This window comes from Bacillus sp. 007/AIA-02/001 (genome assembly GCF_004634455.1).
Classification (GTDB): Bacteria; Bacillota; Bacilli; order Bacillales; family Bacillaceae_G; genus Bacillus_A; species Bacillus_A cereus.
Genome location: NZ_SEIY01000010.1, coordinates 97,412 through 119,766 on the forward strand (window position 1 = coordinate 97,412; position 22,355 = coordinate 119,766).

Here is a 22,355-nt window from a genome sequence, read left to right on the forward strand (position 1 = left end):
CATAAAGTTTTCATGATGAAATCTGAATATGTAAGTTAATTATGATAAAATTCAAATTGAATACGCTTTCTTGATTTTTTCGCTCCAACATACAGCAAGAGAGAGGGAATTTTATGAATAGACGGAACGTAGTGAAAGACTTAAAGCAGTTCGAATTATTTGCTCATTTAACAGAAAAAAAATTGAAAGGCTTAACAGAGTTTGTTTATTGGCGAACTTATAAAAAAGGTCAATTTTTATTTTTAGAAGGGGATTCAAGAGAAAGAATTTACTTCATGTTAGATGGTTTTGTAAAGTTAGAGCGGGTTAATCAAAATGGGAACTTATTATACGATGACTATGTGAAGCGATATTCTATTTTTCCTTATGGTGGTATGTTTACAGACAGAGGATATAACTATACAGCAGAAGCAATGACGGATGTGGAGGTATATTATATTCCAACGGTAATCTTTGAAGATATGGTAAAGTCCAGCAGAACGCAATTGATGTACGTTGTTCAGCAATTATCATCTATATTAAAATTGAACGAAAATCGAGTGCAAAATATTACAATTCCTAATGCACAAGATCGTGTTATCCAAACGTTAAATTATTTAATGCAGGATTTAGGAGAACAGAGTGGAGAAAAGATTGTAATTTCATGTCCACTTACAACAATTGAAATATCCAAAATATCTGGAACATCTCGAGAGACAGTTAGCAGCGTATTAAAACAATTAAAAAATGATAGCATTGTTACAATTTTAGATAAAAAAATTACAATACATGATCCAACATATTTTGAAGAAATCTCTATGTGAAAATTGTATATTGATTTTTTAATTCATAGTGTATATTAATAAGGTTCTTTATATATTTATAAGGAACTTTTTTACGTTATCCTCTATAAAAAGATTGTATAGTATGGTAATAATAGCTAAAATCGATAATAAAATACAAAGTGAAGGGGAGAAAGAATGATTCGTATTGAGTATGATCGATTAGTAGCTATTTGTTACAGTATAGGGGTTTTGTTATTATTAAAAATTCCAAATGATAATGAATTAATTGGGGAAAAACTATTCAATGTCTATAAGGTTCCGATACATACGTATGTTTATATGGATTATAAAGTCTCAAATATATTGATTGTTTCTTTCATACTACATGTAATTGCATTTATATTATTTTTAAAATGGCTAGGAAAAAAGGAGTCTAGTACATTTAGAAAAACGAATAAGATAAAAGTAGTAGGCATTAGTATTTTGATTGTAATGATGCCGTTTATTTTAAATACAATCCTCCAGACATTGAATAAAACATGGTACTACGCAGGAAAAACAGGGGTAGAAGCAATAGAATATAAAAAAGAAGATAGCCAGTGTAGAATGGAGAAAAATGGAGAGAATATCCAACCGAAGTGCATTGTTACTTTAAAAAATTATCGTAATCATTCACAAGCATTAAAAGTTGTTTTATACGATAATGCAAACGAGAATTCAAAAAGCTATCCAGTACCGAAACCAGTCTATTTACAAAAACATGAGACAAAGCAATTCGAATTTCAAGTTCCTGTTTCTTATAATAGAGGTATTGAAAAAGATAAAGTACCAAATATTAAATTACATTCATTGCATGAAAATGATACGAAATACAATTAATCTGTAAGTAAAAGTTTATGAGTAGGAGCAAGAATTTGAAACGATATAGAAAATCAACTTGAATCATCCAACATACTGCGAGGTAACGGTATATTGGATGATTTTTTTATGTTATCCCCTTTTTTCACGTATGAAAAGGAGGAATACTTTGTTGGAAATGAAAAACATCACAAGGATCATACATGGTTTTTACTTTACGTAATCTGTGAAAGTTAGAGCCATAATAACTAGTTTGCCAATTTTTAATGTCGATATCGGGCCAGTTCACATAGTCACCTAGTGTATAAGGATCTAAGCTTTCTCGTAAACCTTTAACCCAGCGTATATTTCGATTTTCTTCATCATCGCATTTCCAAGAGGTAATGTATTCTTGAGCAATAATTGCTTTACGATGAAAATAAGCCGTTTTATTCGGCGAAATATTTTCAACAGCACCTATGAGCGATTGATGCCAAATACTAGCATCTTTATTCGGTGCATGAGAAAGAAAGTATTGCATGATTTGAATGCCTTTAAGGGGAATAGGTTTATAGACATAGGAACCAGAGCGCTTGAAATTTTCAGGGATGTTACCGCCATTAAAAAATTCAACAGCCTTTATATAAGGAACTTCTTCTATAAAGAGAGAGGGGCTACCAGTTTCAAGAAGAGGGGATAATAGGAAATGGAGTTCAGAGGGAGAACCGACAAACTCGCCTTGTGCTTTGATTTTATTTCGTTGCTTGGCGAATAATTCGATCGATGAAGTGAGACGTTCATCTATATAAGGTGCCCAGTTTTGCCACGCTTGAAATGCAGCAATAAAGTCGTCCCATTCCCATGTAATTGAGAAAATTGATACATTTTTTATCGGGTGGACTCGAAAAGTTAAGGAAGTGACAATTCCAAAGTTGCCACCACCGCCACCACGGCATGCCCAAAAAAGGTTAGAGTTCTCTTGTTCATTTGCACGAATGAGTTTTACACCAAATTTTCCACACGCTTGTACCATTTCCACTTCCATTAATTGATCACATGTTAATCCAAATAAGCGCGAAAGCATACCAATACCACCGCCAAGTGCTAATCCAACAATTCCAACGCTTGCACTTGTACCAGCAGGAATTGTAACACCGTAATTCCAAAGTTCTTTATAAACAGTGCCAAGATTTGCACCAGCCTCAATTGTTGCTGTTAATTTCTCTGTATTAACAGTAATGCGATGCATTTCACTCACATCAATAATAAGTCCTCTATTTAAAAGAGAAAAATTTTCATAGCTATGACGTCCACTTCTTAACCGAAATGGTATATGACGTTCACGTGCCCATTTTAAGGCGTTACAGACATCCTTGTTATTTTGACAAAAAACAATAATACAAGGGAGTTTTGGAATACTTAAATTTAAATTCATTCGGGCTACGTCGTAGTCAGGATCTGTGGGAACAACGATACGACCTGTTAATTTTGTTTGCTTCAATTTATTACTCCTTTCTAAAATAATCAGAGCTTTTTATTAATATATGAAAAATGTCTGTAATACGCGTGGACAAGGAGAGGTGAAGAATGAGATTTACCTTTGTGAGAAATAAATAAAGCATAAGAATAAAGAATCTACATAGAGTTCAATGAAAACAGTTGCAAACTGTTCATATTTTGTTATGATAGTGTTACGAAAACGTTTGCATAAAATTCCGATGGGATGCAAAAGGAGAGAATGACTATGAATAAGACATGGTGGAAAGAAGCGGTTGCTTATCAAATTTATCCACGAAGCTTTATGGATTCAAATGGTGATGGTATTGGAGATTTACAAGGTATTATTGCAAAACTGGATTATTTAAAAGATTTAGGTATAGATGTAATTTGGATTTGTCCAATGTATAAGTCGCCTAATGATGATAATGGTTATGATATTAGTGATTATCAAGATATTATGGATGAGTTTGGTACAATGGCAGACTTTGATGCTTTACTAGATGAAGTTCATAAGCGTGATATGAAGCTTATTATTGATTTAGTTATTAATCATACGAGTGATGAACATCCATGGTTTATTGAATCACGTTCATCTAAAGATAATCCGAAGCGTGATTGGTATATTTGGCATGATGGTAAAGATGGTGCGGAGCCAAACAACTGGGAAAGTATTTTTAATGGTTCGGCATGGGAATATGATGAAGAAACAGAACAATATTATTTACATCTATTCTCACGTAAACAACCAGATTTAAACTGGGAGAATAAAGAAGTTCGCGAAGTACTATATGATACGGTTAATTGGTGGCTTGATAAAGGTATTGATGGTTTCCGCGTTGATGCGATCAGTCATATTAAAAAAGAAGAAGGCCTCAAGGATATGCCAAATCCAAAAGAGTTAAAATATGTGCCATCTTTTGATAAACATATGAATGTGAAAGGTATTCAACCTTTATTAGAAGAGCTAAAAGAAAATACATTCTCTAAGTACGATATTATGACTGTTGGTGAAGCAAATGGTGTTAAGATTGAAGATGCTGAGCTATGGGTTGGAGAAGAGCAAGGTAAGTTCAATATGGTATTCCAATTTGAACATTTAAGTTTATGGGATGCAGAGAAGAAGAAAGACCTTGATGTTGTAGGATTGAAAAAAGTATTAACGAAATGGCAAAAAGGATTAGAAAATAAAGGATGGAACGCTTTATATATTGAGAATCACGATAAACCACGTATCGTTTCAACATGGGGAGATGATAAACAATATTGGCGTGAAAGTGCAACAGCTCTAGGGGCGATGTATTTCTTTATGCACGGTACACCGTTTATTTATCAAGGCCAAGAAATTGGTATGACAAATGTTCAGTTACCAAATATTGAAGATTACGATGATGTAGCAATTAAAAATTTATATCGCGAGAAAATTGCGGAGGGCGTACCACATCAAGATATGATGGAGATTATATGGGCTTCTTGCCGCGATAATTCACGTACACCTATGCAGTGGAATGATGAGATGAATGCTGGTTTCACAACAAGTACACCTTGGTTTAGCATGAATCCAAATTACAAAGAAATTAATGTTGAAAAGCAAAAAAATGAAGAAAAGTCTATTTTCAATTTCTATAAGAAAATGATTGCCCTGAAAAAAGAGCACGATGTACTGAACTATGGTACGTACGATTTACTTTTAGAAGACGATCCACAAATTTATGCATATACACGTACGTTACAGGATGAAAAAGTCATTGTAATTAGTAATATCTCAAAAGAGGAAGCTGTGTATAATGAGGGTTCATTTGCACTAGAACGCAAACGTTTGCTTTTAAATAACTATGAAGTTGCGGAACATGAAGAAGTAACAACAATTGCTTTAAAACCTTATGAAACAAGGGTTTATCGCATTTCATAATAAAAAAGGATGCTCTTTGAGCATCTTTTTTTATGAAAAAAAATAAATTTCTATTGCAAAGTGAAAACGCTTTTATTAAAATAGATTTATGAAAACGGTTGCGTAAAAAGAAAAATGATATGAGGAATCGTTTTCATAAAAGGGACAGAAATTATAATTTAAATCATTATGTTGTTATAAATAAAGGGGAGGAAGAACAGATGAAAATTACGTCTTTTGATTTTTGGCAAAAGTTCGGGAAAGCTTTATTAGTTGTTGTAGCTGTAATGCCAGCAGCTGGTTTAATGATTTCCATCGGTAAGTTAATTGGTATGTCTGCTGGGGATGTTAACGCAGTTCATACAATCGCTCGCGTAATGGAAGACATCGGTTGGGCAATCATTACAAATCTACACATCTTATTCGCAGTAGCAATTGGGGGATCTTGGGCGAAAGATCGCGCGGGTGGTGCATTTGCAGCGCTATTAGCATTCGTCTTAACAAACCGAATTACAGGAGCTATATTTGGGGTAAACGCTGAAATGTTAGCGGATTCAAAAGCGAAAGTTTCTTCAGTAATAGCGGGAGATTTAATTGTAAAAGATTACTTTACTTCTGTACTTGGTGCACCCGCATTAAACATGGGAGTGTTCGTAGGGATTATCACAGGTTTCTTAGGAGCTACTTTATATAACAAATATTATAACTATAATAAACTGCCACAGGCATTAGCATTCTTTAATGGAAAACGATTTGTACCATTCGTTGTAATTCTTTGGTCTACAGTTACTGCGATTGTATTATCACTTCTATGGCCATTCATCCAAAGTGGGTTAAATGAATTTGGTCGCTGGATTGCAGCTTCAAAAGATAGTGCACCAGTTGTTGCACCGTTTGTATATGGAACGTTAGAGCGTTTATTATTACCATTTGGTTTACACCATATGTTAACGATTCCGATGAACTATACAGAGCTAGGCGGAACATATACGATGCTAACTGGTTCAAAAGTTGGACAAGTTGTAGCAGGACAAGATCCATTATGGCTTGCATGGATTACAGATTTAAATAATTTACTAGCAAATGGAGATACGAAGGCATATAACGATTTATTAAATAACGTTGTACCAGCTCGTTTCAAAGCTGGACAAGTTATCGGCTCAACAGCAGCGTTAATGGGGATTGCATTTGCGATGTTCCGTAACGTTGATAAAGAAAAGCGTGCAAAATATAAACCAATGTTTTTATCAGCAGCATTAGCAGTATTCTTAACAGGTGTAACAGAACCAATTGAATTCATGTTCATGTTTATTGCTCCAGTATTATATGTTGTATATGCTATTACAACAGGACTTGCATTCGCGCTAGCTGATTTAATTAACTTACGTGTTCATGCATTTGGATTTATTGAGTTAATTACTCGTACACCAATGATGGTTAACGCAGGTTTAACAAGAGACTTAATCAACTTTGTTATTGTTTCATTAGTGTTCTTCGGTCTTAACTTTACACTATTTAATTTCTTAATTAAAAAATTCAACTTACCAACACCAGGGCGTGCAGGTAACTATATTGATAATGAAGATGAGGCATCAGAAGGAACAGGAAATGTACAAGACGGTTCATTAGCAACAAAAGTTATCGATTTATTAGGTGGAAAAGAAAATATTGCTGACGTAGATGCTTGTATGACACGCTTACGTGTAACAGTAAAAGATTTAGATGTTGTTGCACCAGAAGCACAGTGGAAACAAAATGGTGCTTTAGGGCTTATTGTAAAAGATAAAGGTGTACAAGCGGTATATGGTCCGAAAGCTGACGTATTAAAGTCAGACATTCAAGATATGTTAGGTGCGTAATAATATATGAAATTGCTAACTTTAAACTGTCATTCTTGGCAAGAAGAGAATCAAATAGAAAAGATACAATACCTTGCTAAAGTAATTCAAGAAGAAGGGTACGATGTCATCGCATTGCAAGAAGTAAGTCAGTCCATACAAGCTGAAAATGTATGCGGTAACAAGAAAGAAGATAATTTTGGACTTTTACTATTAGAAGAGTTAAAAGCGCTACATGTAAAAGATTACAATATTACTTGGGATTTCTCTCATATTGGTTATGACGTGTATGAAGAAGGATTAGCAATTATAACGAAGCATAATATTATAAAAGAAGATACGTTCTTCATTTCAGAAAACGAGGATACAACGTATTGGAAAACGCGTAAAATTGTAAGTGCAACAATTGCTTATAATGGTAAGGATATAACGTTTTACTCTTGCCATCTCGGTTGGTGGAATGATGAAGAAGAGTCATTCGAAGGTCAAGTCGATCGTTTGATGGAGCGTGTAGATAGCAATAAGCTCGCCTTCTTAATGGGGGATTTTAATAACAATGCTCGGTTGGAAGGCGAAGGTTATGAGTATATGATGCAAAAAGGGTTGTATGACACATATGAATTAGCAATAGAGAAGGATGAAGGAACGACTGTCCAAGGTGAGATTGCTGGTTGGGATGAAAATAAACATAATTTGCGAATCGATCTAATATTGTGTAACCAAAGTAAAAAAGTTCATTCTTCAAAAGTTATTTTCAATGGTACAAACAGAAATGTAATTTCAGATCATTTCGGTGTAGAGGTTCAATTGGATATATAATAGAAGAAATCCTCACAGAGAATAAAAGCTGTGAGGATTTTTTTTAGGAATACAAGTATTTCCAAGAGAAAATACTTGTATTTTTTATGACATTTCATATATATTTGTTATTATTGAATGTAAAACCGATTTGGTCATTTTGTATTCATACTTTGACTCACTTCGTTATATAATGAAGTAAGTGAAAGTTAATGGGAAAAAATAGTACGTTTTTGGTTAATACACGATGTAGAAAGTGATATAATTGCAAAATGCATGTATCATTTTCTAAAGAAGGAAAAATATATAATTAGGTGATAACTTCTATGAAACAAATTTGGCGTATTTATAAGACAGATTTACGGAATGTAGCCAAACATTGGGCTGCAATTGTTATTGTTTTAGGATTAATGATTTTACCATCGTTATATGCATGGTTTAACATTAAAGCTTCTTGGGATCCGTATGGAAATACAAAAGAGGTTCCCATTGCAGTTTCCAACCAAGATGCAGGTTCTAATTTAAGAGGGAAAGATATTAATATCGGGAAAGAGATTGTAGACTCCCTTAAGAAAAACAAAAATCTTGGCTGGAAATTTGTAGATGAAAAACAAGCAATTTACGGAGTTGAGCGTGGGGATTATTATGCAAGTATTACGATTCCAAAAGACTTCTCTGAAAAAATCGCAACTGTTCTGGATGAAAATCCGAAAAAACCAGAACTGGATTACTATGTGAATGAAAAAGTAAACGCGATCGCACCGAAGATTACAGCAAAAGGTGCATCAGGTATTACAGAAGAAATTAGTAAAAATTTTGTTAAAACAGCAAACGGTGAGATTTTTAAAATTTTCAATGACCTTGGAATCGATTTAGAAACAAACTTACCAAGTATCGAAAAAGTAAAAGATCTTGTATTTAAGTTAGAAGCGCAGTTCCCAGAAATGAATACACTCATGGATAAGGCGTTAGATGATGCGACTCGAGCAGAAGATATTGTGAAAGTGGCGCAGAAAGATTTACCTGTTGTAGAGAGTGTAATAAATGATGGGCAGGAAGCATTGGCGAATTTAGATAAGTTCTTTGCAAGACAAGATCAAACATTAAAAAATGCTCCAGGGACGATAAGAAATGATTTAGTAGCAGCACAAGGCGTTATGGATAGAGCTGCTGCATTTACTGACTTTTTAATGAATCCAGGTGTTGATTTAAACATCCCTGATTTGTCTGGAATGAATGGATTACCTGAATTCCCGGAGAAACCAGATCTTTCTAAGTTGAATAGTGATGGGTATAAAAATATAGCACAAAGTATTAATCAAACAGTAAATAATGTTTTAAGTTCATCACGTGCAGGAACAGCTTATGGAAAAAGTGTTGTAAATGGATTGCAAAATGGGCAATTTGATCCAGAACAAGCAAAGAAAGATTTAAATGCGGTATCAGATCAATTGCAAGCTCGTACAGAAGGTATTTCGTATCTTATTAATGTATTTACTGAACTTCAAAAATCGGCGACGACTGATTTTGGTCAAAGCTTTTTCCAAGGGCGAGTGGATCGCTTAACTAAGCTGAAAAGCGGTATGGAAAATGCAAACAACGGTATTAAAGATATTGTAAATGTTATTGGCAAAGGACAAGAAGTAAAGAAAGATGTAACGGATGTAGCGAATCAAAAATTAGATGCAGCAAATGGATTAATTGATCAAGCTGAAAAAGATTATAATGAAACGTTTGTAGCAGATTATAAAAAAGCAGTTAGCACAGTCGATCAAGCTAAAGTTGATGCAAATACAGCATATGATAATGCAAAAGCAGATTACGATAAAGTAAAAAATGGTATTGAAGGTGCAAAAGCAGACTTACAAAAGGCGAAAGAAGATGTAAAGAATAGAGGTATTAACGATTTAGATTCAACGAAAGTAGCTTTAAATAGTTTAAATGGTCAATTCCAATCTGGAATCGGTTTAATTGATGATATGATTCCAGTTCTAGAAAGTACAAATAAGGTTTTAGCGGATGTAAATAGTGATAAAAACCTTAATAATGGAATCGCAAAATTAAACAAAGCGAAAAGCAGCTTACAAAAAGGTGTAGAGGCAACGAATAAGGGAATTACACTTCTTAACAATGGCCAGAAACCTACAAAAGATGTAATTGAAAGTATTAACAACGCTGCGAAGGGCGGATCAGCTCAATTAACAGATGTATTATCGACGTATGATTCAGAAATTGTACCTAATTTCAATACAGCAATTGCTCGTACAAAAGAGATGTCGAAAAATACAACTCAAATTTTAAATGATGCAGACAAAAAGCTTCCAGATGTTAAAAAATTACTAGAAGATTCATCAAAAGGCTTAGTAGACGGTAGAAAGAAATTAGTAGACATTAAAGCTGAAATGCCGGAGACTGAGAAAAAGATTAAAGAATTAGCAGATAAAATTCGTGATTTTGAATCTGAAGAGGATTTAAAAGACATCATACGCTTATTGAAAAACGATGTTGAGAAGCAAAGTGATTACTTTGCGAATCCAGTAAATTTAAAAGAAAATAAATTATTTGCGATGCCGAACTACGGTTCAGCGATGTCACCATTCTATACAGTGCTTGCATTATGGGTAGGCGCATTATTAATGGTTTCATTATTAACGGTAGAAGTACACGAAGAGGGCGCGAATTATAAGAGCCATGAAATTTACTTCGGACGTTTATTAACATTCTTAACGATAGGTCTTTCACAAGCGTTTATCGTATCGATGGGAGATATATTCTTACTCGGTACGTACGTAGTCGATAAGTTCTGGTTTGTGTTATTTAGTTTATTTATTGGTGGAGTCTTCGTTTGTATCGTATACTCACTCGTTTCTATTTTCGGAAACGTTGGGAAATCGATGGCGATTATTTTACTTGTACTACAAGTAGCAGGATCGGGCGGAACATTCCCAATCCAAATGACACCAGCGTTCTTCCAAGCGATTTATCCGTTCTTACCATTCACATACGCAATTAGCGCAATTCGTGAAACAGTTGGTGGAATGCTTTGGGATATCGTAACGCGAGATTTACTTGTGTTAAGTGCTTTCGTAGTAGTTATGATTGTTGCTGCGTTATTACTGAAAACACCAATTAACAAATCAAGTGAAAAATTTGTTGAGAATGCAAAAGGAAGTAAAATCATTCACTAAAATAAAAGGTTCCTACCGATAGAGGTAGGAACCTTTTTGTTTAATCAAATTTTAATTTTTTTAATGCTTCCGCGAATGGGTTATTTAATGGTTCTTCTTCTTTTTTCTGTTGTTTCATATATTTTTGAACGTCGCGTTTATCGGCTTTGTTTCCAGATTCTTTTTTACGTCGCTCTTGGAATGTTGATAATTTCTCGCGATAGCCACATTTACATGCGAAAATTTGGCCTGCACCCTCACCACGTAATTCTAGTTTCTTTTTACATTGCGGACAGCGAGCATTTGTTGTACGAGATACATTTTTACGATGACCACATTCACGGTCTTGGCATACGAGCATTTTCCCCTTTTTTCCATTTACTTCTAGCATTGGTTTACCGCAATCTGGACAAGACTTCGTTGAAATGTTGTCATGTTTATATTTCTTATCACTCGATTTAATTTCAGCAACAATTTCTTTCGTATAGTTCTTCATTTCCGAAATGAATACTTCTTTCTTTAATTTTCCTTTTGCAATTGCTTCAAGTTTTTGTTCCCACTCACCAGTTAGTGTAGGTGATTTTAATTCTTCTGGTACTAAATCAAGTAATTGACGACCTTTTGATGTAATGTGAATATCTTTACCACGTTTTTCAATTAAGAAAGAATTGAAAAGTTTGTCGATAATATCTGCACGTGTCGCTACAGTACCTAATCCACCAGTTGATTTTAACGTATCAGCAAGTTGTTTATTTTGCGTATCCATATATTTTGTAGGATTCTCCATTGCTGAAAGTAAAGTTGCTTCATTAAAGCGTGCAGGTGCTTTCGTTTGACCTGATGTTTGCATAAGTAACTTTACAGTTAATGTATCGCCCTTTTCAATGTGAGGTAGAATCTGCTCTTTTACGTCATCAGTTACATCATCGTCTTCAAATCGATTTTCGTATACTTCCTTCCAACCAGCATGTAAAATCGTTTTTCCGCGTGCAATGAATGTTTCATTGCCGACCTTTGTGCGTAACGTTAGTTGTTCGTATTCGAATGCTGGGAATAAAACAGCTAAGAAACGTTTTACAACTAAATCATAAATTTTGCGTTCTTTATCTGTGAATGCTGCGAAGTTAACGTATCCTTCTGTTGGAATAATCGCATGATGATCGCTTACTTTACTATCATCAACAAATGATTTGTTAGGTTTGATAGGCTTTTGTAATACTTTATGTGCGAAGGGACGGTATTCTCCAACACCACATGCTTTTAGACGTTCTGGAAGTGTTCCAACGATATCAGATGAAATGTAGCGTGAATCTGTACGAGGGTACGTTAGTACTTTATGCTGTTCATACAATTTTTGCATAATATTTAATGTTTCTTTAGCAGAGTAACCGAACTTTTTATTTGCATCACGTTGCAATTCAGTTAAATCGTAAAGACCAGGAGAGAATGACTTCTTCTGTTTCTTATCAATTTCCACAACAGTAGCATTTTGTTTATCTAAACTTTTTACAATACCATCGATTTTTTCTTTATTAAAACTACGGCTATTGCCATTTGCATCTTGCCAAGTAAGTTTGAGCTTCTCCATTGTTTGAGCTTCGATGCCGTAGTAAGTTTGAGCTTTGAAGTTCTTTATTTCATCCTCACGACTAGCAATCATAGCAACAGTAGGGGTTTGTACACGGCCGCAATTTAACTGGGCATTAAAGCGAGTCGTTAAAGCACGAGTTGCATTAAGACCGATATACCAGTCAGCTTCTGAACGTGCAACTGCTGAAGCGTATAAATTGTCATAGGCTTTACCTGGTTTTAAATTTGCAAAACCATCTTTAATTGCTTTATCGGTTACAGAAGAAATCCATAAACGTTTGATTGGTTTATTTAGCTTAACTTTATCGATAATCCAGCGTGCGACTAATTCCCCTTCACGTCCAGCGTCTGTTGCTACAATAATTTCATTTACATCTTTTCTAAGTAGCTGACTTTTTACAGCATTAAATTGTTTACCAGTTTGTTTAATAACCGTTAATTTCAAACGCTCAGGTAGCATCGGTAAATCTTCTAAATTCCACTTTTTATATTTCACATCATAACTTTCTGGATCTGCTAATGTAACGAGATGACCTAAAGCCCAAGTTACAATATATTTACTACCTTCAAGGTAGCCATTTCCTTTTTTATCGCACTTAAGTACACGAGCAATATCTCGTGCAACGGAAGGTTTTTCAGCGATTACAACGCTTTTTGACATATTAAAAACATCCTTTCAAATTTCCATAAGTTAAATATAGCATACATCTTCTTGAGATTCAGTTTCGCTCCATATTTGATCGGTTTTTAGTGGGATGAACAAAACACTCACTGATTAAAGTTTCACTTGATTATGTTTATTGTTATATAGGTTGCTTCTATATTAAATAGAAAAGTAAAGAACTTGTTATTTTAGTAGAATAAGAGTAGACTTTGAAGTAGATGAATAATAAGCACATGGGAGTTTGTGGATACAAACTGAGAGTATGGCTACTAGTCCGTCATTGACCATTTGAACCTGTTGGATAATGCCAGCGTAGGGAGAGTGTAAAAGCACATGTTCAGGCACTTTGCGTACGCGCAAAGTGTCTTTTTGTGTATCTCCCACCATTATAGTTAGGAGATGAAAAGGATGAATATGAAAGAAATTAGTAAAGTAGTGGATTTGGTGAGAGAATCTAATCCGCTCGTTCATAATATTACAAATGTTGTTGTAACAAATTTTACTGCTAACGGTTTGTTGGCACTTGGAGCATCGCCTGTAATGGCGTATGCAAAAGAAGAAGTAGCAGAAATGGCTAGCATTGCTGGAGCGTTAGTATTAAATATGGGGACACTTCGTCCTGAAGAAGTAGAAGCGATGTTACTCGCGGGTAAATCAGCAAATGCGAACAATGTGCCAGTACTATTTGACCCAGTTGGTGCAGGAGCAACTTCGTATCGAACAGAAGTTGCGAGACATATTCCAGCCGAAATAGATTTAGCAATTATCCGCGGAAATGCGGCTGAAATAGCAAATGTTATTAATGAGAAATGGGAAATTAAAGGGGTAGACGCTGGTACTGGAAATGGCAATGTTGTAAGTATTGCAAGGCAGGCAGCAGATGAACTAAATACAGTTGCGGTCATTACTGGAAAAGAAGATGTTGTTACAGATGGAGAGAGAACTATTGTTATTCGAAATGGTCACCCTATTTTAACGAAAGTTACGGGAACAGGTTGTTTACTAACTTCTGTAATAGGAGCATTTGTAGCAGTGGAAAAAGATTATGTAAAAGCAGCAGTAGCCGCATTAACGTTTTATGGTGTAGCTTCGGAACTGGCAGCTGCTAAGGCGGTAGAAAAAGGGCCTGGTAGTTTCCAAATTGAATTTTTAAATCAATTAGCGAATACAACTTCAGGTGATATTGAGAAGTATGGGAAGATTGTGGAGTTAGAGTAAGAGGGAGTGAAAGAAATGGCACGCATTGAAATAGATAAAATGTCTAAGCTATTGCAAGTGTATTTTATTATGGGAAGTAATAACTGCACGAGGGATCCTTTAGCTGTATTGAAAGAAGCGTTAGATGGTGGAGTGACAATTTTTCAGTTTCGCGAGAAGGGGGAAGGTTCTTTAATCGGAGAAGATAGAGTGCGCTTTGCAAAAGAATTGCAGACGCTTTGTAAGGAATATAGTGTTCCTTTCATTGTAAATGATGATGTAGAATTAGCCATTGAATTAGATGCAGATGGTGTTCATGTTGGACAAGATGATGAAGGAATTACATCTGTTCGTGAAAAAATGGGAGATAAAATTATCGGCGTATCTGCTCATACAATTGAAGAAGCACGTTTTGCAATCGAAAATGGAGCGGATTATTTAGGTGTTGGTCCTATTTTCCCAACGAGTACGAAAAAAGATACGAAAGCGGTTCAAGGAACGAAAGGATTAGCTTATTTTAGAGAACAAGGAATTACAGTGCCAATCGTTGGTATTGGTGGGATTACAATTGAAAATACAGCGGCAGTTATAGAGGCGGGTGCGGACGGTGTTTCAGTTATTTCAGCAATTAGTTTAGCGGAATCTGCGTATGAAAGTACGAGAAAATTAGTTGAAGAAGTAAAGAGAAGTTTGTAGGGAAGGAAGTGTAGTATTTTAAGTGCTACATGAAGAAATAGACTGCCCAAAATTTAAACAAATATTTGATTAAAAAAGCACAAACCTTTTTAAATAAAGGTTTGTGCTTTTTCTTTAAAACATAATTGAAATTAAGAGCATTCCAATTCCGATAGAAGTAAATGTTGCAATTAGGCCCGGAATCATAAAACTATGATTTAATACGTATTTACCGATACCTGTTGTACCAGTACGGTCAAAGTTAATGGCAGCAACGATTGTTCCATAGTTTGGAATGAAGAAATATCCATTTACTGCAGGGAACATCGCAATCAGTAGCGCTGGTGGAATACCAAGAGATAGTCCAAGTGGCATTAAGGCACGAACTGTTGCTGCTTGGCTGTACAGTAAAATAGATAGAATGAATAGTGCGATAGCAAATAGCCAAGGTGCACTTGTTACTAAATGCTGAATCGATCCTTGAATCATATTTAAGTTTCCATTAAAGAAAGTATCTCCCATCCAAGCGATACCGAAAATAGCAACAACTGCTGTTGCTCCTGCTTTAAAGACGTTACCAGATACAATGCTTTCTACATTTGGTTTACAGAAAATAATAATAAGAGCCGCGATAGTTAACATAACCATCTCAATTGTGTTCGGCATGGAAAGACGGGCTAACTTCCCATCAACTATCCATCCTGGACGAAGTGCTTCAAATGAACCAAGAAGTACAACAAGGAAGGTTCCTACAAGGAAAAGGATAACTGATAATTTTGCGCCCTTTACACCTACAAATTCTTTTTTCTCTTCAAGCTTAGGAATTAATCCTTCTTTTAATCGTTTTAAGTATCCAGGGTCTTCATTTAATTCTTTTCCCATCTTACTAGCAACAAATGCAGCTATCATACAAGCGATGAAAGTAGAAGGGATACTTACTTTTAAAATATCTAATAAGGTGATTTTATAGTCAGCTAACATTGCTAAAAGTGCAACTGTTGCAGCTGATATAGGACTAGCTGTAATTGCTTGTTGGGAAGCAATTACGGCAATTGACATTGGTCGTTCTGGTCTAATTCCGGATTCGCGAGAGACTTCAGCGATAACAGGAAGTACAGAATAAGCAACGTGACCAGTTCCTGCACAAAGTGTAAATAAATAAGTAACAATTGGAGCAAAGAATGTAATGCGTTTTGGATTTTTTCGTAATGCCTTTTCAGCTAGATGAACAAGGTAGTCCATTCCTCCAGCGGCTTGCAAAGCACCAGCAGCTGTAATTACTGCCAAAATCATAAGCATTACATCGATAGGAGGCGCCGTTGGTTGTAAGTGGAAGACAAAAACGAGTATTGCCATACCAACTCCACCCATTACTCCTAAACCAACTCCGCCTAGGCGTGCACCAATAAAAATACAGAGTAACAAGGTAAGAAATTGTAGCCAAAACATGATAAACTACCTCCGAAATTCATTAGTTAAGATATATTCGAATAGTTTAATTTGAATGAAAATTAAATAAATACCCGAAGAAATCCTTGTTATTTATACATTTTTTATTATATAACATAAAAAAAGTAACATTCACGTACTTTTTGAAATTATTTTGAAAAAGCAATTCATTAAAAATTTGTATTTGTATCTCTAAATAAGTAGACATTTTGATTTATATGTTGTAATCTTTGAAAGAGAATAAATTAATTCTCATAGAACTCCCATATCGTTCAACTCGTTCAGCGAGAAAGGCAAACTGATGGAAACATGAGGACGCAAAACTACAGGAGCTAAGGTCGAAAGGCTACGCTAGCCAGTTACCGGACGGATAGGGTTGGTCTTGGCCAATGCTTTTACATTGGCTTTTTTTTATTCTCGAACATATTGAGAAACATTTTCAAACAAAATATTCATATATTTTGTTTTTTTGTTTATGTTGATTAAGGAAGGTGGATATTAATGAAAAAATATTGGCATAAGTTATCGTTCCTTCAAAAGAACGTCTTATTAACCGTATTAGTTATTTTGACACTTGTTGGAAGTATGGGTGCATTAAGTTTCAACATGTTTCAAAATAGTATGATGTCTTTATTTGAAAGGCAGTCTATTGAAACAGGAGAAATAGTATTGAAAAAACTGGATGTAGAATTAGTTAGAGACATGGCGAAAGATCCTACAGCCGAAAAAGTGAAAAAAGAAAAGTTAACAGAGAAATTAGATGAAGTATCAAAAGAATTGAAAAGCGTTGGACAAACGTATGTTACAGGAGCAAAGCCGAATGAAAAGCGAGAATTACAACTCGTTGGTTTGACTACAGAGTTAACAAATGCGTTTCCTATAAAGCCGGGAGATTATTATGAACAACCCGCTCATTGGATGAAGGCATACGATAAAGTGATTGATACGAAAAAGGCTCAAATGACAGAAGTATATGAAGATGAAATAGGTTCGTGGGTGACAATATTAGAACCAATTACAGATGGAGAAAACAATATTGTTGCAATTATTGCGGCTGACTTAGATGCTTCCATTGTTCCTATTACAAAAGAGAAGTTTATGATACAGGGCTTACTCTTCATCATTATTTCATTAGCAATTGCGACTATTACTCAATTCTTTATCGTGCGTCACTCGCTAGCTCCATTAAAAGATTTACGAGAAGGGTTACGTAAAATTGGTGAAGGTGACTTAAGTATTAAATTAAAAGAAAGACCAGATGATATTGGAATTATTAATGTTTATTTCAATAACACGATTGAAAAATTTAAAGGGATTATAGATAAAGTAAGGCAAACTGCTGAGCAAGTTTCTTCTTCTTCACAAGAATTGTCGGCGAGTACAGAGGAAAACAGCATGGCAGTTCAAGAGATTGCAAGTTCTATTGAAGGTTTAAGAGTAGGGGCACAGTCTCAAAAAACTTCAGTACAACAATGTTTAGGAATTGTACATGGAATGGAAGATAAGGTAGAAGAAATAACTGGGGCTGCAAAACAAGTTGCGGTTGCTTCTGAAGGTATGGAACAACATTCAATTGAAGGTAATGAAGTGATTGGACAAATTATTAATCAAATGAGTTTAATCCAAAATGCAGTACAAGATTTATCTTCCATCATTTATTCGTTAGAAACAAGGTCAAAAGAAATTAGTGATATCGTAACTGTAATTACAGGTATTTCAAATCAAACAAATTTATTAGCTTTAAATGCTTCTATTGAGGCTTCACGTGCTGGAGCAGCTGGAAGAGGGTTTGCAGTTGTTGCTGATGAAGTACGAAAATTAGCAGAACAAACGGAAGCGTCTGCAAAAGATATAGCGAAATTGATTGGTGAAACACAAGCTGAGACAGAAGATGCTGTAGTTTCCATGCAAAAAGGTTCAAAAGAAGTAGAAACTGGAATTTCGCTTGTTCAAAGTAGTGGAGATTTCTTTGAAAAAATCTCAAAATCAGCGCAATCTGTTACAGATCAAGTAAAAGCTGTTTCCGGTAATTCGAGTGACATTTTACAAAATAGCCAGAATATTGTTCAAGTCGTAAATGAATTATCACATATTGCAAATACTTATGCCAACAGCAGTAGTAATGTTGAAGAAAGCATGAAAGAGCAAGAAATATCAGTACAAGATATTGCAGAATTAGCGACTTCTTTAAGTTGGCTTTCTCAGGAATTACAAGAGCTTATTGGTGAGTTTAAAAGCGAATAAGGAGAAAGTTCAATTCTAATCAAGGGGGTATCTCCGCTACTGATTATGAATTGAACGAATCTGCCCTTTAATAAGGGATGAAAAAGGTGTGAATTTTCACACCTTTATTATATTTAAGAGAGGAATTTACATAAATATGAAATTAGCAATTTCTTATAATGAGATGGTAAAAGAATTTTTAGGAAAAGTAGAAGGAAGTATTAAAATACCTAAAGATGTGCAAGGAACAGAACTTAGGATAAAAAGGAAAACGGAACTGTTTTCAAATTTGACTCACATTGTAGATTTAATAGGAGCGACTGCAACGTGGTTATATCATATTTCTAAAGAAAAACATATTGTCGTGCTTTATCATGTAAGAGGAAATTTATTTCCAATTACTATTGAAGTTTCTAATTTTCTCTCCTATGAAAGTTTAAATTTACAAATTGAAGAGCAACTGGAGCAAATTAAAGAAATGAATGAGGAAGAAATAGAAGAGTTTCAAAACGGTAATACATTATATGAAATGTCACCTATTATTATTGGTGAAACATATTATGAGCTAAAAGACACGAATACATTACAATTTGTATTTAGTAAAAATATGCAAAGTGTAGAAATAATATTTAATAGTGTTAATTGGAAAGAGACAACGATTACTCGTTATGCACAACAAATACAAGGTGTTTTAGTTGATATATCACAAAATACTAATAAGTATATAAAACATTTTAATATTATTACAGAGGCCGAGATGGCACTTTATAGTCAAGTGAATGATACGACAGCAGTATATCCTGAGAAAAGTATCGTCGATATGTTCTATAATACTGTTACTCAATTTCCAAATCGTATAGCTTTATCTTCAAGGGAAGGTACTTTAACTTATGAGGAGCTAAATAAAAAAAGTAATCAAATAGCTCATATGTTAATTAAAAACGGCGTCCAATTAGGAGACTATGTTGGAATATTTATGAAACGTAGCATAGACACAGTAGTAAGTATGGTAGCTATATTAAAAGCTGGTGCAGCGTATGTTCCGATTGATCCAGATTATCCGGAAAGTAGAATACAGTACATTATTCAAGATAGCCAAGCGAAAGTTATATTGATGAAAGAGACGCCTATAACATGTGATGGGGTTCAAACAGTTTCATTGTATGATAGTGAAACTTATGAAGATATAGATGTAAAGTTGTCTATTCATTGTGATGATGTAGCTTATATGATTTATACATCGGGTTCAACAGGGAATCCAAAGGGAACGATGTTAGCACATAGAGGCGTTGTTAATCTGTACACTTGGATGAAAAAGCAATATGAATTGACAGAAGAGGATGTATTTGCTCAATTTCCTTCCTTTAGTTTCGATGCTTCTGTATGGGAGTCATTTGCTTCTTTATTCTGCGGAGGAAACTTGTATGTACTATTAGAGGAAGAGCGATTGTCTGTAGAGGCATTTGCAAATGCAATCTATAAAGTGAAAGCAACTTCAATCTTGGCATTAGCAACAATTTTTGTTCGACAAGTAGCAACTTATTTAGCAGAAGAAGATATATATAAGCTAGCTTCCCTAAAAAGAATTGCGATTGGTGGTGAAATGTTACCTGTAGAGGTTATTAAATTGTGGAGAGAAAGAATAGGTACAAATGTTGAAATTTATAATGTATACGGACCGACAGAATGTACTGTAGTGACGACAACCTATAAAATACCTAGTCAGTTAAATGAGGATGTTGCGAGTATTCCCATTGGTAAACCATGTGCTAATTATCAAGTTATGATTTTGGATGAGAATATGAATCTTTGTCCAATTGGTGTACCTGGTGAATTATATATAGATTCAGTGGGATTAGCAAAAGGGTATTTTAATAAGCCTAATAAAACAATTGAAGCTTTTATTCCGAACCCTTTTAATCCTATAGTTAATATATATAAAACAGGTGATATCGTTAAGTTGCTAGAGGATGGAAATATAGAGTTTTTACATCGGAAAGATGATCAAGTAAAAATTAGAGGACATCGTATTGAACTAGGAGAAATCCAAAGTAAAATTTCTCAAAATCATAATATAAAAGAAAATGCTGTTTTTGCTAAGAAGAGTAAGGAAGGTAGCCAATATTTAATCGCGTTCTATACAACTTTAAATAAAAAAGAAATACCAGAATTAGTTTATCAGTTACAAGAGCAATTACCAGATTATATGGTGCCATCTAAACTAATTTATATTAATGAATTACCACTTACACCTAATAAAAAGATTGATGTTAAGAAGTTAGCTCAGTTAGAAGAAAAGTATGAACCGGTTCGGCTACAAGAATATGTTGCACCTTCTAATAAAGCAGAAAAACAAATAGCGAACGCCTGGGCGGAAGTATTAGGAATTTCAAAAGTTGGAGTGCATGATGATTTCTTTACAATTGGTGGACATTCATTAAAAGTATTACGAGTCTTAACATTGTTAAAAGAAGATTTCTCACATTTAACAATTCAAGATTTCTTTAAAGAAAGAACGATATATGGATTAGCTCGAATTGAGCGAGAAGTAAAAGTAGAGAAAGAAGAAGTATTTCGTGAATATAAAGTGATTCACGAGCCAGATACTATCACGTATGCAAACGTTTTGGAAGAAACCCAGATTTCAAATGTCTTTTTAACAGGAGCTACTGGTTATTTAGGATCACACATATTATATGAATTGTTGAGAGATACATCTGCTACTATTTATTGTTTAGTAAGACCAACCAAAGATGTGCAGCAAAGAATTATAGATACATTAACAGGCTACTTTAATGATATATGTGAAGAATGGTTACAGCGTATACAGGCCGTAGCTGGTGATCTGGGAGAAGAGTATCTTGGGATGAGCGAAGAAGAATTTATGTTCATCAGTTCTAAGATGGATACGATAATTCATTGCGGTGCAGATGTAAGACATTTTGGAGATGTAAAACAATTTGAAAATATAAATGTCCAAGGAACTAGCCGTATGCTAGCATTAGCGGAGAAAGGTGCTACATTCCATTTTATTTCTACAATTGGTATCCCGTTAGAATTAGCGGTAGATCAATGGGATACATACATGAAAACTGGTGATTTTAATTACAGTGTAGACTTAGAGAATGTATATTCAAATAGTAAACTACAAGCGGAAAACATTGTTCGTGAAGCAATGAAAAATGGTTTGCGCGGAAATATTTATCGTGCAGGTAATTTAGCATGTCATTCAGAAACAGGTTCGTTCCAACAAAATATTGAAGGAAACGCATTTTATCGTCTTATTAAAACAATGCTATTAATTGGGAAAGCACCAAATGTGAAGTGGAAAGTTGATTTCACACCAATTGATTTTGCTAGTAAATCAATTGTATCGTATTTACAAGATGCGCAAATTGTAGGAGAGACGTTACATATTTGTCATCCACATCAAATTGAGTTTGAACAATTTATACAGCTAATTGGAGAGTGTGGATACAATCTTGAAATGGTTCCACTTTCAGAATATGTAAATACCGGACTTGCATTAGCTAAGGGAAATGAAGTAATAGCAGAGTTAATTGCTTCTCAAGTTGCAGGAGATGGAGCACAGCAATCTGAAATTGTAATGGGTACACGTAGAACGAATGAATGGATTAAGAAAAAAGAATTGATAGTACCAGCAATTAATAAAGAATTTATACAGCAGTTATTAGCTCATGGTGAAAAAGTTGGTTATTTTCCAAAAATAATGAAATGATTATGCATGCTTTTGTTTGTTCAATA

Annotated in this window: 13 protein-coding genes and 2 riboswitches; of the genes, 10 read left to right on the plus strand and 3 right to left on the minus strand. The window is 34.5% G+C overall.

The genetic code is table 11. The annotated features are described in order from the left end of the window. The first annotated feature begins 113 nt into the window (after positions 1-113). Entirely contained in the window at positions 114-803 is a 690-nt protein-coding gene (locus ES895_RS19070) for a Crp/Fnr family transcriptional regulator (protein WP_001081905.1), read from the plus strand. A gap of 156 nt (positions 804-959) precedes the next feature. After that, on the plus strand, positions 960-1,643 hold the full coding sequence (locus ES895_RS19075; RefSeq protein ID WP_000619194.1) for a hypothetical protein: 684 nt from the start codon (positions 960-962) through the stop codon (positions 1,641-1,643). 124 nt (positions 1,644-1,767) lie between these two features. Here ES895_RS19075 and ES895_RS19080 read toward each other — a convergent pair whose 3' ends face one another. Next, positions 1,768-3,102 carry an FAD-binding oxidoreductase gene (locus tag ES895_RS19080; RefSeq protein ID WP_000814896.1) on the minus strand — a complete coding sequence of 445 codons (1,335 nt, stop codon included), beginning with the start codon at positions 3,100-3,102 and terminating at the stop codon, positions 1,768-1,770. Between the two features lie 243 nt (positions 3,103-3,345). Between ES895_RS19080 and ES895_RS19085 the strand changes: the two genes are divergently transcribed. The 4 genes from ES895_RS19085 (at position 3,346) to ES895_RS19100 (ending at position 10,813) form a co-directional block, all read left to right on the plus strand. Then, the gene (locus ES895_RS19085) at positions 3,346-5,010 is read left to right on the plus strand and encodes a glycoside hydrolase family 13 protein (RefSeq protein WP_001044703.1); all 1,665 of its coding nucleotides are present in this window, start codon (positions 3,346-3,348) and stop codon (positions 5,008-5,010) included. Between the two features lie 200 nt (positions 5,011-5,210). Further along, complete coding sequence (locus ES895_RS19090) at positions 5,211-6,848, plus strand: PTS transporter subunit IIBC (protein ID WP_000705560.1); 1,638 nt, start codon at positions 5,211-5,213, stop codon at positions 6,846-6,848. 6 nt (positions 6,849-6,854) lie between these two features. Continuing rightward, the gene (locus ES895_RS19095; RefSeq protein WP_061113725.1) at positions 6,855-7,646 is read left to right on the plus strand and encodes an endonuclease/exonuclease/phosphatase family protein; all 792 of its coding nucleotides are present in this window, start codon (positions 6,855-6,857) and stop codon (positions 7,644-7,646) included. A 305-nt stretch (positions 7,647-7,951) separates the two neighbouring features. After that, positions 7,952-10,813: a YhgE/Pip domain-containing protein gene (locus tag ES895_RS19100; RefSeq protein WP_135238564.1), complete on the plus strand. Its 2,862-nt coding sequence runs from the start codon at positions 7,952-7,954 to the stop codon at positions 10,811-10,813. Between the two features lie 40 nt (positions 10,814-10,853). Here ES895_RS19100 and topB read toward each other — a convergent pair whose 3' ends face one another. Further along, a complete protein-coding gene (gene topB, locus ES895_RS19105; RefSeq protein ID WP_000047299.1) occupies positions 10,854-13,043 on the minus strand; it encodes a DNA topoisomerase III in 2,190 nt (729 codons plus the stop codon). 226 nt (positions 13,044-13,269) lie between these two features. Then, a riboswitch (TPP riboswitch) is annotated at positions 13,270-13,382 on the plus strand. A 72-nt stretch (positions 13,383-13,454) separates the two neighbouring features. Here topB and thiM point away from each other — a divergent pair. Then, complete coding sequence (gene thiM / locus ES895_RS19110; RefSeq protein ID WP_001056095.1) at positions 13,455-14,264, plus strand: hydroxyethylthiazole kinase; 810 nt, start codon at positions 13,455-13,457, stop codon at positions 14,262-14,264. 15 nt (positions 14,265-14,279) lie between these two features. Further along, positions 14,280-14,939, plus strand: a complete 660-nt coding sequence (gene thiE, locus ES895_RS19115; protein WP_000090961.1) for a thiamine phosphate synthase — start codon at positions 14,280-14,282, stop codon at positions 14,937-14,939. A gap of 114 nt (positions 14,940-15,053) precedes the next feature. Here thiE and ES895_RS19120 read toward each other — a convergent pair whose 3' ends face one another. Then, positions 15,054-16,367 (minus strand): anaerobic C4-dicarboxylate transporter family protein, encoded by a 1,314-nt coding sequence (locus tag ES895_RS19120; RefSeq protein WP_048567381.1) that lies wholly within the window; start codon positions 16,365-16,367, stop codon positions 15,054-15,056. Positions 16,368-16,649: 282 nt separating this feature from the next. After that, positions 16,650-16,734: riboswitch (cyclic di-GMP riboswitch) on the plus strand. 134 nt (positions 16,735-16,868) lie between these two features. Here ES895_RS19120 and ES895_RS19125 point away from each other — a divergent pair. Continuing rightward, positions 16,869-18,611 carry a methyl-accepting chemotaxis protein gene (locus ES895_RS19125; RefSeq protein ID WP_000761081.1) on the plus strand — a complete coding sequence of 581 codons (1,743 nt, stop codon included), beginning with the start codon at positions 16,869-16,871 and terminating at the stop codon, positions 18,609-18,611. A gap of 136 nt (positions 18,612-18,747) precedes the next feature. Then, on the plus strand, positions 18,748-22,329 hold the full coding sequence (locus ES895_RS19130; RefSeq protein ID WP_097999054.1) for a non-ribosomal peptide synthetase family protein: 3,582 nt from the start codon (positions 18,748-18,750) through the stop codon (positions 22,327-22,329). Positions 22,330-22,355 lie beyond the last annotated feature (26 nt).